Below are 15,202 nucleotides of genomic sequence, written 5' to 3' on the forward strand. Positions count from 1 at the left end.
GCGCCATGACGATGATCTTCGGAATACCCGTTCAGGCATTCCTTGGCCAGTTGCTGGTCGGCCTCATCAACGGCTCCTTCTATGCAATGTTGAGCTTGGGCCTGGCTGTCATATTCGGCCTGTTGCGCGTCATCAATTTCGCCCACGGCGCGCTCTACATGCTCGGCGCCTTCATCGGCTACCTGCTTCTCACCCGGTTCGGCATCGGCTACTGGCCGGCTCTGATCCTGGCGCCGCTGATCGTCGGCGGCTTCGGAGTCGTGATCGAGCGCCTGGCGCTGTCGCGGCTTTACGGCATCGACCCCCTGTACGGGCTGCTTTTCACCTTTGGCCTCGCGCTCGTGCTCGAAGGCGTGTTCCGCTATTATTACGGCGTATCGGGGAGCCCCTATTCGGTGCCGCCGCTGCTCTCAGGGGGAACCAATCTCGGTTTCATGTTCCTGCCGAATTATCGCGGCTGGGTGGTGGTCGCCTCGATGATCGTCTGTTTCGCCACCTGGGCGCTGATCGAGAAGACCAGGCTGGGCTCCTATCTGCGCGCGGCAACGGAGAACCCCGGCCTGGTGCAGGCTTTCGGCGTCAACGTGCCGTTGCTGCTGACTCTCACCTACGGCCTCGGCGCCGCTCTTGCCGGGCTTGCGGGGGTTCTCGCCGCACCGATCTATCAGGTAAGCCCGCTGATGGGATCCGACCTCATCATCGTTGTTTTCGCCGTCGTCGTGGTCGGCGGCATGGGATCGATCCTCGGGGCGATCGTCACCGGCTACATGCTCGGCCTCGCTGAGGGCCTGACCAAGGTCTTCTACCCCGAAGCCTCCAATCTGGTGGTCTTCGTCATCATGGCAATCGTGCTTCTGGTCCGGCCAGCCGGCCTGTTCGGAAGAGATGCATGAGATGGCCGAACTGACACTTCGCGAGACGCGTGCCAAGAACTCGGCACGGCTTGAATGGGCGCTGGTCGGGCTCGGCATCCTGGCGCTGCTGGTGGCGCCTTTCTTCGTCTATCCGATCTTCCTGATGAAGATGCTGTGCTTTGCGCTGTTTGCCTGCGCGTTCAACCTTCTGCTCGGCTACACCGGGCTGTTGTCTTTCGGCCATGCGACATTCTTCGGCGGAGCGGCCTATTTCACCGCGTACGGGGTCAAGGTCTGGGGTTGGCCGCCGGAAGCGGGCATCCTGCTCGGCGTCCTTGGCGCCGCGCTACTGGGGCTTGTGATGGGCTTCTTTGCCATCCGCCGACAAGGCATCTACTTCGCCATGATCACGCTGGCGCTGTCGCAGATGTTCTTCTTCTTCTGCGTGCAGGCGCCGTTCACCGGAGGTGAGGACGGCATCCAGGGCGTGCCGCGCGGCAGGCTGCTTGGAATGCTCGACCTGAACGTCTCCATGACCATCTATTATTTCGTGCTGGCGGTCTTCCTGACCGGCGTGTTCGCCATCTGGCGCATCATCAACTCGCCTTTCGGCATGATTCTCCGTTCCATCCGGGAAAACGAGAGCCGGGCCATTTCGCTTGGCTATTCCGTCGCCAATTACAAGCTGGCGGCATTCGTCATGTCGGCAACATTGGCCGGGCTGGCCGGCGCGCTCAAGGCGATCGTTTTTCAGTTTGCCACGCTCACTGACGTCACCTGGCAGATGTCGGGCGAGGTGATCCTAATGACGCTCCTCGGCGGAATCGGCACCATGGTCGGGCCGATCATCGGCGCCAGTCTGGTCATCGGCCTGGAAAACACGCTCGCCACCTCCAATTTTCCGGTGACCATCGCCACCGGCCTGACCTTCATGGTCTGCGTGCTGGTTTTCCGGCGCGGTATTGTCGGTGAGGTCTATGCGCGGTTTCTCGGGCCAAAGGGTGACGCTAAAGACTGAACGGCTCAGTTCCGCCTCGCTATGCGATGCGTAAACCTTGCGCGTCGAGAAGCACGCAGCCCAGAGGATCGAAGCAGACATCGACCGTTTCGCCTTCACGCAGCGGCTGGCCGTCGATCAGCGTGTTGGCGCGCACCAGCGTGCCGGCGCCGATGTCGATCTCGTAGACCGCATTGCCGCCGAGATAGGAGGTCGAGACGATCCGTCCCGCCAGCCTGTTGGCAGCACCGACGGTACCGACGGTAAGCTTCTGCGGGCGAACGACGACGGTGACCGCGCTGCCGGTCGCGAGCGCCTTCGGCGCGGCCGCCTTTACGACATAGCCGCTGGCCAGCGCGATGGTCGCCATCTTGCCGTCCATTACTGTCACGCTGCCGGGCAGCATGTTGGCCTTGCCAAGGAAATTGGCGACGAATGCGGTGGCCGGCTGGTCATAGACCTGCGCGGGGGAGCCGATCTGCTCGATCAGGCCGGCGTTCATCACAACGATGTGGTCGGACATCGACAAGGCTTCTTCCTGGTCGTGCGTCACGAAGATGGCGGTAATGCCCGTCTCCCTCTGGATCTTCTTGATCTCGACACGCATGTCCTCGCGCATATTGGCGTCGAGCGCCGACAAGGGCTCGTCCAGCAGCAGCACTTCCGGCTCGAAGACGATGGCGCGGGCCAGTGCGATGCGTTGCTGCTGGCCGCCCGAAAGCTGTGACGGCAGCTTTGTCTCACTGCCGGGCAGCCGCACCATATCCAGCGCCTTTTTGACCCGGCGCACGATTTCCGGTTTCGGCACGTTTCGGTATTTCAGGCCGAATGCGACGTTGTCGAAGACGTTCTTGTGTGGAAAGAGCGCGTAGTTCTGGAACACCAGACCAATGTTGCGCTTGTAGATCGGGATGTCGTCGACCCGCTTTCCGCCGATCGAGATCTGGCCACTAGAGATGTCGACCAGGCCCGCGATCGATCGCAGGATCGTCGTCTTGCCGCACCCGGACGGCCCCAGCAAGGTGACGAAACTACCCTTGCGGATCGCCAGTGAAAAATCGCGCACAGCGGCGAACTTGCCGTAGAAAATATCGATGTCGCGAAACTCGACCGCAGGCTTTCCGATCGGCTGCCGCTCGCTCTGGGCGAGCGGGTCGCCATCAGCCCCGGCCGAAGCCGGCCGGGGCTGATGGTCGTGGCTGTTGTCGTCATGCACCTTTCGATACCCTGTCCCATTGCTTGGTCCAGGCGTCTTCGTTCTTCGCCCAGTAGAGCGGATCGGCGAAGGTCAGCGACTTCATCGATCCGGTCGGGTCGAAGGCCGGAAGCGCCGCGATCTTATCGGTCAGCTTCACCTTGGTCGGGTCAAGCGATGGCGGATAGTTCTGGCCCTCGGCGACGGCGATCGACGTGGCTGGATCGAGCATGAAGTTGATCAGCTCCTCGCATTCGGCCATCGGCGATCCCTTGAGCACCAGCATGTCCTCCATCCATGCGTATGAGCCGGCAGGGTCGAGATAGCCGATCGGCTGGCCCTGCTGCTGCAGGGCGGCGACACGTCCTGACCAGGCGTCGGTGACGACGATCTCGTTGCGCGACAGGAGGTCCATCAGTTCCGCGCCGGAGCTCCAGAACTTCTTGGCCAGGTCGCGGGTCTCGCGAACTTTGGCCCAGACCGCATCCATGTCCTGGATGTTGTTGGGATCCTGTTTCGTCTGCAGCGCCGCATACCAGACGCGCGTCGTCATATCGGCGTAGCCGCCGACCTTGCCGGCGTATTTCTTGTCGGTAAGCAGGTTGGCGCCCTTTTCCTTGGCTTCCTCGGGCGAGATGACCTTGTTGTTGTAGGCGATCCCGGTGGTGCCGTAATCATATGGCACCGCCGACAGCTTCGGCGTGATCTTGCGGAACGGCTCGATCATGGCGGTCAGCACATTCGCCATGTTTGGAATGTTCGCCTCGTTGATCTCCGAATTGAAACCGCCATTGACGTATTTGATATAGTAGTTGACGCCGGAAGAATGGACGATCTGGAAGTCGCCTGGTTTCGACGTCTTGATCTTGGTGATGATCTCGTTCTCGTCGCCAAAGGTGCCCTGGACGACCTTGACCTTGGACTTGGCGGTGTAAGGCTGGAATGCGTACTTATCGATCGCCTCCTGCACCACGCCGCCCCATCCGTCGAAGCGCACTTCCGAAACCGCGGCCAGCGCGCGTCCCGTCCAGGGCATGGAAAGCCCGGTGGCGGCGGCAGCGGCGGCCGTCAGCGTCAGGAATGATCGCCGACTGATGTCGCCATTGGCATAGCGTTCGTTGAGCCGTTCCAGTCGGTTGGCGGTTGTCAGTTTCATTTCCGTTCTCCCATTTTCATTTCACTTGCCTGCCTTGAACCAGGTGAGGCTTTGCAGGATGAGCCCGCCAGCCAAGGGAATGCCGACCGTCAAAAGGATCATGACAGTGCCCAGCGCGTTCACCTCGGGGCTGATCGAGATCTTCAGCATCGAGAGGATTTGCGTCGGCATGGTCTCGACGCCCGCGGGTCGCCAGAACAGGCTGGCCGAAGTGTTGTCGAACGAAATGGTGAAGGCGAGTAGGACGCTGGCAAGCACTGCGGGAATGAGCAGCGGCAGCGTGATCTCGCGGAATGTCGACACACGCGGCGCTCCGAGCGACAGTGCCGCCTCCTCATAGGAACGTTTAATGCCGACCATGCGCGCCTGAACGATCAGCACCACGTAGGGGAGGGTGAGCAGAATGTGGCCGAGCACCAGAAGCGTCATGCTGCGCGGCTGGTCGACGGCTTTGATCATGACCAGCAGGCCGACGCCGAGTATCGTCTCGGGGACCAGCGCGGGAAGAATGATAAGCGTGTTGATCGTCTGCTTGCCACGGAACTCGAAGCGCACTAGCGCCAATGCCGCCATGATGCCGAGCAGCGTCGTTACGGTTGCCGTCACCAGGGCAATCCACATCGATGTCCGGAAGGCGTCGAGAACCGGCTCGTTGGTGAGCAGCTTCTCATACCATCGCAGGCTGAAGCCGGTGAGGGGAAAGCCGCCGAACATCGAGGCGTTGAAGGAAAGCACGACCGTGGCGAGGATCGGCGCGAACATGAAGACGTAGACACACACCGTGATCACGCCGGTCAGCCGCCACGCCCATCTGCCTTCGCGATCGCGATGATCCGCTCTCATGCACTGAGGCCCTTCATGATCTGCGACAGGCCCATATAGCGGCTGTAGGCGGCCGCGGCCGCGCCGAGCAGGACGAACAGGACGATGGAAAGCGTGGCGCCCATCGGCCAATTGAGCTGCCCCATGATGGTATCGTAGATCAAATTGCCGAACAGCGCGTCGCGGCTGCCGCCGAGCAGCTGCGGCGTCACATAGGAACCGGCCGCCAGCACGAAGCAGAGCAGCAGCCCAGCGCCCAGCCCCGGCATCGACAGCGGCAGCGTTACTTCGCGAAACGCCTGCGCGCTGGTACAGCCCATCGAGCGTGCGGCGGCGATCAGCGTGCGGTCGATGCTTTCCAGGCTGACATAGACGTTCAGGACCATGTAGGGCAGCAGAAAATGCAGCAGTCCCATGATGACGGCGCCCTCGCTGTAGAGCATCGGCAACGGCTCGTTGATGACGCCCAGCCTAATGAGCACGACGTTGATCAGCCCCTGTTCGCCGAGGATGTGGATCCACGAGAATGTCCGGATGGTGAAGCTGATCCAGAACGGCACGATGAGCAGCAGCAAGAGCAGCCATTTATGCCTGAAGGTCGTGGCCCAGATGAAATAGGCGGGGAAATAGCCAAGGATCGCGCAGATCACCGCGGTGATGGCGCCAACGCGAACAGTCTTCCAAAGAAAACCGTGATAGTAGCTGTCGGTGAGGAATTCCTTCCAGTTGTCGAAGGTCAGCACCGCCGACTCCACTCCCGCGGTGACAAAGGTGAAAAACGTATAGACCGTCATCATCGCGATCGGCAGCACCAGAAGCAGGGTAAGCAGCAAAAGCACGGGCGCGACGAGGACCCAGGCCAGTCGCTGATCGTATAATTTCCACCCTTTGGTCACGACCCGTCCAACCGCTTTACGTGCAAGCCGCAATCACCGGCTCGGCTCCGGACTAGATTGGGCGATCGGCGTTCAGGTGTCCACTCTGCATATGGCTCCTGCACAAATTCTGTGCAGCGCCGCCGCGCGACCCGTGCCCTGCCGGATTCAACAATATGCTCGGCGTTGTGCCTGCGCATTGACTAAATCAGATATCCAGATATACAGGATAATTTCGGATATAGATTTTGCGTTGGTCCGGGCAATTTCATGAGTCGCAATTTTCTGGTGATTGAACCTGAGGACGGCATTGCCGTGCTCAAGGGGCTTGCCTCCTCGGCGCGGATCTCGATGCTGAAACTGCTGCATGAAAAGGGGCCGATGAACGTCAACGAAATCGCTGCCGTGCTGTCGCTGCCGCAGTCGACCGTCTCGACCAACATCCAGGTGCTGGAGGATGCGGGGCTGATCCGCACCGCGAACCTGAAAGCGAAGAAAGGCAGTCAGAAAATTTGTTATCCGACAGCCGAAGAAGTGCTGGTCGTGTTCAAGAGCGAATATCGTGCGATCAAGAACGACGCGATCGAAGTGTCGATGCCGATCGGGCTTTACACCGGCTTCGAGGTGACCGCGCCCTGCGGCCTTTGTTCGCCGGAAGGCATTATCGGTCTGCTCGATGTTCCCAACACTTTCCTCGATCCGGACCGCATGAAAGCCGGTCTGTTATGGTTCACGCGCGGTTTTGTCGAATACCAGTTCCCCAACAATGCCAAGCTCGCCAATGCCGAGATCACCGAACTCGAAGTGGCGATAGAGCTGTCTTCGGAAGTGCCGGGCACCAGCGCCGATTGGCCTTCGGACATCACGCTGACGATCAATGGCGTCGATGTCGGTACCTGGACGTCGCCGGGGGATTTCGGCGACAAGCGCGGGGTCTTCACCCCCTCCTGGTGGAAGCTCAAGGGCTCGCAATACGGCAAGCTGAAGAACTGGCGAGTTGCCAATGACGGCACGTATGTCGACGGCCTCAGGATTTCCGAAACCGGCCTCGCCACACTCGATCTGAAGAGCCATCATTCAATCCGCATCCGTATCGGCGTCAAGGACGACGCCAAGCGCCCCGGCGGGATCAACATTTTCGGCAAAGGCTTTGGGAATTACGATCAGGACATCCTGCTCAGGATTAAAACTGGTTGATATCATGAAACCGGGTTCTGAAGATAACCCAGCGATTTCAACTGGCTGGCGTTCTGCTGTACCAAAGCGTTCGTCCAACTGTCCTACATTTGGGCATTTTTGCTTGACGGAGGGCTGCCATCCCGCTTTGATATCCGACAAGATGATTTAAATCATCGTTTTTGATATTGATGGGAGGGATGCATGAAGGCAGCCGTTACGGCTCATCCGCATTATGTTGTCTCGGAAATCGATCCGAGGCTCTACGGATCCTTCATCGAGCACCTGGGGCGGGCAGTATACACCGGCATCTATGAGCCTGGCCATCCGACAGCGGATACCAACGGCATGCGTCAGGACGTCGTCGATCTCGTCAGGGAACTCAATGTTCCGATCGTCCGCTATCCCGGCGGCAATTTCGTCTCGGCCTACAATTGGGAAGACGGCATTGGCCCCAAGGAACAGCGCCCAGTCCGCCTCGATCTCGCCTGGCACACATCGGAAAGCAACGAAGTCGGCCTGCATGAATTTGCCGATTGGTGTACCTGCGCCAACACCGAGATGATGCTTGCCGTCAATCTCGGCTCGCGCGGCCTCGACGAAGCCCGCAACCTGCTGGAGTACGCCAATCATCCCGGCGGCAGCAAATGGAGCGACAAGCGCATCGCCAACGGCCGCAAGGAGCCCTTCGACGTCAAGCTCTGGTGCCTCGGCAATGAAATGGATGGCCCCTGGCAGATCGGTCACAAGACCGCGGACGAGTATGGCCGCCTGGCACATGAGACGGCCAAGGCCATGCGCGCCTTCTCCAAGTCACTCGAGCTGGTGGTCTGCGGCTCGTCGAATGCCAAGATGTCCACCTACCCTGAATGGGAAGCGACGGTTCTCGACCATACCTACAACGAGGTCGACTACATCTCGCTGCACATGTATTTCGAGAACGCAGCCAGCGACGCTCCGAACTATCTCGCCATGAGCGAAAAGCTCGACGACTACATTGTCTCGGTCGCCGGCGTCATCGACTATATCAAGGCAAAGAAGCGCTCCAACAAGCAGATCTACATCTCCTTCGACGAATGGAACGTCTGGTACCATTCCAAGGAGCAGGACAAGAAGATACTCGGCGGCAGCGATGGTTGGCCGTTCGCCCCGCCGTTGCTCGAAGACATCTATAATTTCGAGGATGTGCTGCAGGTCGGCCTGATCCTCAACACCTTCATCCGTCGGTCCGATATCGTCAAGATCGCCTGCCTGGCACAATTGGTCAATGTCATCGCGCCGATCATGACCGTTCCGAATGGCCCGGCATGGCGGCAGACAATTTTTTATCCCTATCTGTTTGCTTCTAACTATGGCCGCGGCAATGCGCTGGATCTCAAGGTGGAAAGCCCGACCTACAAATCCACCGTTGCGGGCGACGTCGCCCACGTCGATGTTGCCGGCGTGCACGATACGAAAACCGGCCACGTCACCTTTTTCGCTGTCAACCGCCATTCGAGCGAGGCAATCGAAACAGTGGTCGACCTCACCGGCTTCGGCGCAGCGGAGATCGTCGATCACCAGGTCGTGGCACACGCCGATCTGAAAGCCGTCAATTCGGCCGAGAACCCAAGCAATGTCGGCCCCAGGAAGGGTGAGGGCGCCTCACTCGCCGGCGGCAAGCTGAGCCTGTCGCTGCCGGCCTATTCCTACCAGGTCATTCGCCTGAGGCTCTGAGTTCAGGCGGATCATCGAGAAAGCGCAAGCGCTGAGGAGGAGCGTCGACGTGACGGCCGATATCGAGATCAGGAACGTGAGCAAGCAGTTCGGTGCCATGACGGTACTGGATCATCTGTCGCTCTCCATAAGGGCGCGCGAATTCATCGTGTTCCTGGGGCCGTCCGGTTGCGGAAAATCGACGCTTCTTCGGATGATCGCCGGTCTTGAAGCTGTCGATAGCGGCGAGATTGCCATAAACAACGAGCGCATCGATCATTTGCCGCCGGGCAAGCGCGGTGTTGCGATGGTGTTCCAGTCCTATGCGCTTTATCCGCATATGACGGTGCGCGACAACATGGCCTTCGGTCTCGCGAATATCGGCGTACCAGGCAAGGTCATCGAGGCGCGTGTCAACGAAGCCGCTCGCATCCTGGAAATGCCGCATCTGCTGGATCGCAAGCCGGGCCAGCTCTCCGGCGGTCAGCGCCAGCGCGTCGCCATCGGCCGTGCCATCGTCAAGGAGCCGAAGGCCTTCCTGTTCGACGAGCCGCTCTCCAATCTCGATGCGGCGTTGCGCACCCGCACCCGCATCGAACTTGCCCAGCTTCACCAGCGCCTGCACTCGACGATGATCTTCGTCACCCACGACCAAGTCGAAGCAATGACGCTCGCCGACCGCATCGTCGTCATGAACAATCGCAAGATCGACCAGATCGGTACCCCGATGGAGATCTACGAGCGCCCGGCGACCAAATTCGTCGCGGGTTTCGTCGGCGCGCCGGCGATGAACTTCGTCGATGCGACGCTTGACAGATCTGGTGAGAACGCCGCGGCCAAATTTGCGGACGGCATCTCGGTGCAGACCGAGATCGCCTCCAGCCAATTGACCGATGGTAAGTACACATTCGGCATCCGTTCGGAAGACGTGCGCATCGTCGCCGCCGGACAAGGCAATGCCAATGGCGTCGTCGATGTGCTCGAGCGGCTCGGCGAACGCACCCTGATCTACGCGCGGCTGGGCGATGGCCAGCAGATCGTCGGCTCGGATGCCGGCAACAGCCGCGTCGCCGTCGGCGACAGAATCGGGCTCGCCTTCGACGGCCGGAAATCGCATCTGTTCAAAGAGACCGGCCGCGCCTGGCATGCGAGGGAGGCCTGAGATGGCTGACCGGCTGGCGATGTCCCCGACTGCGACGCTTGCTGTCGGCGTCAGAGCCGCAACCGCCGATATCTATGCGCCGCAATGGCGAAACTTCATTTTCGTTGCGCCATTCTTGTTCTTCTTCACGACGCTGCTGCTCTTCCCGCTGCTCTGGGGGATGTGGCTGAGTTTCCACAAGGCCGACACGTTCTCGTCCGGAAATTTTGTCGGCCTCGGCAATTACGTCAGGCTGTATCACGACAAGGTCTTCCTGCAATCGATCTGGAACACCTTTTATTTCGTGCTTCTGACGGTTCCGACACTGGCGCTGATCGGTCTTTTCCTGGCGCTTTGCCTCAACCGGCGCACGCGCACTGCCGCGGTTTTGCGGACGCTGTTTTTTTCCTCCTCGGTGCTGTCGGTCACCATCGTCACGCTGATCTGGCGCATCGTCTTCATTCCGAATGTCGGCCTGTTGTCGACGATCTACGGATGGTTTGGCTCGAAAGCACCGGCTTTCATTGCCGATCCAAGCCTTGCGATGATCGGTATTGCTATTGCCACAGTTTGGTGGTGCATCGGCCTGCCGATGATGCTCTTTCTCTCGGCGCTCCAGCAGATTCCGCAGGACATTTACGAGGCGGCAGCGCTGGACAATGCCAATCGCTGGCAGACGCTACGCTCGATCACGCTGCCGTCGATCAAGCGGACCTTCATCCTGGTGATCATCATCCAGATCGTGCTGCAATTTCAGCTGTTCGGTCAGGCCTGGCTGATGACGCGCGGCGGTCCGAACAACCTGACCAAGCCGATCGTGCTCTATATCTACGATACCGCATTCCGTCGCTGGGATCTCGGCCTGGGCGCCGCTGCATCGGAAATCCTGTTCATCCTCATCCTGATCGCGGCCATGGCCCAGTACCTGGTGACACGTAGCAGGGGAGACCAGGCATGAGCGCCCCAGCAACTTCCATCAAAGGACGGGCATTTGGCGACCATTTGTTATTGGCCCTGGTCATCCTGCTTTCGATCGTCATGATCGCGCCGGTGCTGTGGGTCATCGGCCTGTCACTCAAGGACAATGCGGAGCTGATGGCCGATCCGAATTCGGTGTTTCACGCGCCCTATACGCTGAAGAACTACATCAACACCGTCGGTACCTCGTCGGTGTTCATTTGGGTGCGCAACAGCATCATCGTCTCGGGCGGGTTGACGCTCGGCACGTTGATCCTGTCGTCGCTCGCCGGCTACGGCTTTGCACGGCTGAATTTCCCCGGCCGCGACGTGCTGTTCGTGATCGTGCTGTTCGGCCTGGCGGTCCCGGAGCAGGCCGTGCTCGTCGCCCGTCACCAGATCTTCAGCATGCTGAAGTTCCACAACACCTACCAAGGGCTCATTCTGCCGGGCCTTTCGGCTCCGTTCGGCGTCTTCCTGATGACCCAGTATTTCAAGGCTATCCCGAAGGAACTGGACGAAGCCGCCATGCTCGATAACGCCAGCCGGCTCAGGATTTTCTGTAAGGTGCTTCTGCCGCTCACGCTGCCTGCACAGGCAACGCTCGGCATCTTTACCTTTCTCGGCGCGTGGAACGATTATTTCTGGCCGCTGATTTCGGCGACGAGGAAGGACATGTTCACGCTGACGGTCGGCATGGCCTCGACCCAGACCAATTTCGCCCAGTCCGAAGGCATCGGCTTCCTGATGGCGCAGGCAGTGTTTGCCGGTGCACCGATCCTGATCGTCTACCTGTTCTTCCAGAAATACATCGTCACGGCGGTCTCCGGAGCTGCGGTGAGATAACGAAGATTGCCTGACGGCCGGGGGAATGCGCAGCGATTGAACCACGAAGGCCAATCCAGGGTGGAGCGGCGGAAACTCAGTAGGAGGAACTGATATGAAACTGAAGAAAATAATGTTTGCCGCAGTTTCTGCGGGCGCAATGCTGCTCGCAGCTCCAAGCTTCGCGGCCACGGAACTGAGCGTGCAGCGCTTTTTCGGTGCCTGCGATGCCGATTTCGGCACCAACACCGATCCCACCAAGGCCGTTGGCGAATGCGGCATCATCACCTCGCTAATCAACAAGTTCAACGCCGACAGTCCCGATGTCCACGTCAACGTTACCACCGTGGAATGGCCCGGCTATGATCAGCTGACCGCGCAGTTCGCTTCAGGCGACGCTCCGGACATCGTCACGATCCATGAATCAGTACTGTCCGATTATCAGTCGAAGGGCCTGTTGATGCCGCTCGACGATCTGTTGAAGTCGGTCGGCGTGACACCCGACGCCTTCACCGACGCGGCGCGCAATGGCGCCACCAAAGACGGCAAGATCTATGGCCTGCCGATCGACAGCTGGACGATGCTCTATCACGTCAACATGGATCTTTTCAAACAAGCCGGCCTCGTCAATGCCGACGGCACGCCGATTTTTCCAAAATCGCCCGAGGAACTGCTCGCCCAGGCCGAACAGTTCAAGCAGAAGACGGGCAAGCCCTATTTCGTCCAGAACCTGACCAATGAGACTGCACTCTACACACGCAACCTCTACACCTATCTTTTCCAGCAGGATTCCGATTTCTTTGCCGATCCGAAGCATGTGAAGTTGAATACGCCGGAAGCCAAGAAGGTCGTCGAGATGTACAAGGCGATCTTCGAGAAGGGCTACACCACCAAGGATCTCGATTATGGCGGCTCGATCAACGCCTTCCTTGCCGGCGAGGGTGGCGTCCACCTCAACGGTACCTGGGTGGTCGGCGATTACAACGCCCAGTCCGAGACCAAGGGTACGGCGCTCAACAAGGGCGGCTATTCGGTCTATCCGTATCCGCAGCTGTTTGGCGGCGCCCATGCGCAATATGCCGATGGCCACACCTGGGCCGTTTCGCAGAAAGACCGCACGCCTGAACAGATCGCCGCCATCGGCAAATTCCTGAAGTTCTTCGCCGACAACGACTTCGAATGGTCGCGCACCGGTCACCTGCCGGCCTATAAGGCCGTCATCACCTCGGGCACCTTCAAGGCCCTGCCGCATCGCAACACGATCTCTGCGGTCGCCGATCTCGGCAAGCCGCTGCCGTCCGCTGTACAGCGTCAGTTTGCGATCCAGGACATCATTGGCGAAGAGATGAGTGCAGCAATCAGTGGTCAGAAGGATGTCGACACCGCCCTTTCCGACATGGAAAGCCGCGTCAACGAATTGCTCGCCAACATCTGACGACGGGTTTCGAAAGGCCCTCCCAAGGCGCCCCGCGGCTGGAAACAGCCGCGGGGTTTTGATGAGCAGTGGTTATTGTCCTCGAATTGCGCGACCTGCCGGTGGCGGCCGGCTCAAACACGCCGACCACGGCGCCGCAACCTCGGCAGCAACCGACGCAAGCCCTGACTGGAGGATTCCGTTAGAACGCCGCGGCCATGGGCATTGCGACCTTGTTGGGGATCTGGATGTCGATCTCCAATCTCGACGTCGTTTCGCCGTGATCCATGCTCACCTGCAGAAAATCCTGATCGACCTGAACATGCCGGGCGATCACCGCCATGATCTCCTCGCGCAACACGGAGACGAGATCGGGCTGGTTGCGGCTTCGACGCTCGTAAGCCAACAGCAGTTGCAAGCGCTCGCGCGCCACGGGCGCGCTGCCGCGGCGCTTGAAGATATCGAGCAGGTTCATGCCGCCCTCCTTCCGAACAGCCGGTCGAGAAGGCCCCTCCGCTCGAAAGGCAGAATGACCGGCAGGTCCTCGCCCTCGAGTCTTCTTGCCGCGTCGATATAGGCGCGTGCGGCGGGGTTGGTGTTTTCGCTGAGCGTAACCGGCGCGCCCACATTGGATGCGCGCAGCACGTCCTGGCTCTCGGGAATTATTCCCAGCAAGGGCGTTGACAGGATCTCGAGCACGTCATCGATGCTGAGCATCTCGCCGCGGGCAGCGCGGGCAGCATCGTAGCGCGTGACGAGGACGTGTTTGGCAATCGATTCACCTTGCTCGGCTTTCATCGTCCTGGAGTCGAGCAGACCGATGATGCGATCGGAATCGCGGACCGAGCTCACTTCCGGATTGGTGACGATTACCGCCTCGTCGGCAAAGCGCATGGCAAGCTGCGCGCCCCGCTCGATGCCGGCCGGGCTGTCGCAGAAGACGTAGTCGAAAACCGAGCGCAGCTTGTCGATGACATCGGCGACGCCTTCCTCGGTGAGAGCATCCTTGTCGCGCGTTTGCGAGGCCGGCAGCAGGAACAGCGTGTCGAGCCGCTTGTCACGGATCAGCGCCTGCGAGAGCTTGGCGGTTCCCTGAATGACGTTGACGATATCGAAAACGACGCGCCGCTCGGCGCCCATGATCAGATCGAGGTTGCGCAGGCCGACGTCGAAATCGACGAGGGCCACCCGCTTGCCGGTTTTTGCGACCGCGGCGCCGAGAGCGGCCGTCGAGGTCGTCTTGCCGACACCCCCTTTGCCGGATGTGACAACCACTACTTTGCCCATATTTGTGCCTCCAATGTTGTTAGTTGAGCGGTGCGACGCAAAGTGCGCCGTCCTCGAGAAAGGCCTGGACCGGCTTTCCTCGCGAGGAGGCGTCCATCTCCTCGGCGGTGCGGTACCAGCCGTCTACCGCCAGAAGTTCGGCTTCATTTTTCCGGCAAAAGATACGAGCCGCGGAATTTCCTGTGGCACCGGCGAACGCACGCCCACGCAGCGTGCCGTAGACGTGGATCGACCCCCCCGCGATGATCTCGGATCCGGAACTGACGGAGCCGACAATGACCACATCGCCATCCGGATGAAAGATCGACTGGCCGGAGCGGATCGGTGCCTTGATCATCAATGAGTTCGGCGCCTGCGGCTCTTCCGTCTTGGCCTCAGCGGCGGCCTTCGGGCCCGGCTGCACGTAAAGCGCGTCGGCGGTGGCCTCCTTGGCGCCAACGAGGGGCGGCGGCAGATCGGCATCGAGAGCAACATTGCCATCGGCCTCGATCGCGTAGATGCGAATCCCGCGCTCCGCGAGCTGTGAGACCAGATCCCGCATCTCGCCCGCCTCGGGCTTGAGCATAGTCAGATCGAGCACGACCGGACGGCCGGTAAAGAAGCCGGGAGAGTTTTCGGTCCAGTGATCGAGGCTTTGAAGCCATTCCCCTAACGGGGCCTCAGGGGTGAGGGTGAAGGCTACAAACGAGCGCGCTCGAAAGCGTATGGACTTGTTTTGGATGGGAGCGACGCAGGTCACAGAGGCATTCCTTACTGATTGGTTAAGGCTAGCCCGGCATGGTTAACGAAAAGTTAATGGCGGCCTCCC

The 15,202-nt window shown here is 60.0% G+C and carries 15 protein-coding genes; 8 read left to right on the forward strand and 7 right to left on the reverse strand.

The window, feature by feature from the left end:
• Window positions 1-5 precede the first annotated feature (5 nt).
• Window positions 6-893, forward strand: coding sequence for a branched-chain amino acid ABC transporter permease (locus AC0L2P_RS15005; RefSeq protein ID WP_473502076.1), 888 nt, complete (start codon window positions 6-8; stop codon window positions 891-893).
• Window position 894: 1 nt separating this feature from the next.
• Window positions 895-1,872 (forward strand): branched-chain amino acid ABC transporter permease, encoded by a 978-nt coding sequence (locus tag AC0L2P_RS15010; protein ID WP_473502077.1) that lies wholly within the window; start codon window positions 895-897, stop codon window positions 1,870-1,872.
• Between the two features lie 19 nt (window positions 1,873-1,891).
• On the opposite strand, the gene AC0L2P_RS15015 is transcribed toward AC0L2P_RS15010, so the two are convergent.
• From AC0L2P_RS15015 to AC0L2P_RS15030, 4 genes are read right to left on the reverse strand one after another with little or no spacing between them, the layout of a single operon-like run.
• A complete protein-coding gene (locus tag AC0L2P_RS15015; RefSeq protein WP_473502078.1) occupies window positions 1,892-3,067 on the reverse strand; it encodes an ABC transporter ATP-binding protein in 1,176 nt (391 codons plus the stop codon).
• Entirely contained in the window at window positions 3,060-4,202 is a 1,143-nt protein-coding gene (locus AC0L2P_RS15020; RefSeq protein WP_473502080.1) for an extracellular solute-binding protein, read from the reverse strand. Before AC0L2P_RS15020 ends, AC0L2P_RS15015 begins: the two co-directional genes overlap by 8 nt.
• A 21-nt stretch (window positions 4,203-4,223) precedes the next feature.
• Window positions 4,224-5,045 carry an ABC transporter permease gene (locus AC0L2P_RS15025; RefSeq protein ID WP_473502081.1) on the reverse strand — a complete coding sequence of 274 codons (822 nt, stop codon included), beginning with the start codon at window positions 5,043-5,045 and terminating at the stop codon, window positions 4,224-4,226.
• Complete coding sequence (locus AC0L2P_RS15030; protein ID WP_473502082.1) at window positions 5,042-5,920, reverse strand: ABC transporter permease; 879 nt, start codon at window positions 5,918-5,920, stop codon at window positions 5,042-5,044. The genes AC0L2P_RS15025 and AC0L2P_RS15030 overlap by 4 nt, the downstream gene beginning before the upstream one ends.
• A 249-nt stretch (window positions 5,921-6,169) precedes the next feature.
• On the opposite strand from AC0L2P_RS15030, the gene AC0L2P_RS15035 reads away from it, so the two are divergent.
• From AC0L2P_RS15035 to AC0L2P_RS15060, 6 genes are all read left to right on the forward strand, one after another.
• On the forward strand, window positions 6,170-7,096 hold the full coding sequence (locus tag AC0L2P_RS15035; protein WP_473502084.1) for an ArsR/SmtB family transcription factor: 927 nt from the start codon (window positions 6,170-6,172) through the stop codon (window positions 7,094-7,096).
• A 183-nt stretch (window positions 7,097-7,279) separates the two neighbouring features.
• Window positions 7,280-8,791 (forward strand): arabinosylfuranosidase ArfA, encoded by a 1,512-nt coding sequence (gene arfA, locus AC0L2P_RS15040; protein WP_473502085.1) that lies wholly within the window; start codon window positions 7,280-7,282, stop codon window positions 8,789-8,791.
• 49 nt (window positions 8,792-8,840) lie between these two features.
• Window positions 8,841-9,932 carry an ABC transporter ATP-binding protein gene (locus AC0L2P_RS15045; RefSeq protein ID WP_473502087.1) on the forward strand — a complete coding sequence of 364 codons (1,092 nt, stop codon included), beginning with the start codon at window positions 8,841-8,843 and terminating at the stop codon, window positions 9,930-9,932.
• A 19-nt stretch (window positions 9,933-9,951) separates the two neighbouring features.
• The gene (locus AC0L2P_RS15050; protein ID WP_473502218.1) at window positions 9,952-10,869 is read left to right on the forward strand and encodes a carbohydrate ABC transporter permease; all 918 of its coding nucleotides are present in this window, start codon (window positions 9,952-9,954) and stop codon (window positions 10,867-10,869) included.
• Window positions 10,866-11,714, forward strand: coding sequence for a carbohydrate ABC transporter permease (locus AC0L2P_RS15055; RefSeq protein ID WP_473502088.1), 849 nt, complete (start codon window positions 10,866-10,868; stop codon window positions 11,712-11,714). Before AC0L2P_RS15050 ends, AC0L2P_RS15055 begins: the two co-directional genes overlap by 4 nt.
• A gap of 94 nt (window positions 11,715-11,808) precedes the next feature.
• Complete coding sequence (locus AC0L2P_RS15060) at window positions 11,809-13,128, forward strand: ABC transporter substrate-binding protein (RefSeq protein WP_473502089.1); 1,320 nt, start codon at window positions 11,809-11,811, stop codon at window positions 13,126-13,128.
• Between the two features lie 181 nt (window positions 13,129-13,309).
• Here AC0L2P_RS15060 and minE read toward each other — a convergent pair whose 3' ends face one another.
• The 3 genes from minE to minC are packed head-to-tail and all read right to left on the reverse strand — an operon-like array spanning window position 13,310 to window position 15,133.
• Window positions 13,310-13,582 carry a cell division topological specificity factor MinE gene (gene minE / locus AC0L2P_RS15065; protein WP_023677151.1) on the reverse strand — a complete coding sequence of 91 codons (273 nt, stop codon included), beginning with the start codon at window positions 13,580-13,582 and terminating at the stop codon, window positions 13,310-13,312.
• Window positions 13,579-14,394, reverse strand: coding sequence for a septum site-determining protein MinD (gene minD, locus AC0L2P_RS15070; protein WP_473502091.1), 816 nt, complete (start codon window positions 14,392-14,394; stop codon window positions 13,579-13,581). Before minD ends, minE begins: the two co-directional genes overlap by 4 nt.
• Window positions 14,395-14,413: 19 nt before the next feature.
• Window positions 14,414-15,133: a septum site-determining protein MinC gene (gene minC / locus AC0L2P_RS15075; protein WP_473502092.1), complete on the reverse strand. Its 720-nt coding sequence runs from the start codon at window positions 15,131-15,133 to the stop codon at window positions 14,414-14,416.
• Between the last annotated feature and the right edge of the window lie 69 nt (window positions 15,134-15,202).

The organism is Mesorhizobium sp. WSM4836 (genome assembly GCF_055811815.1).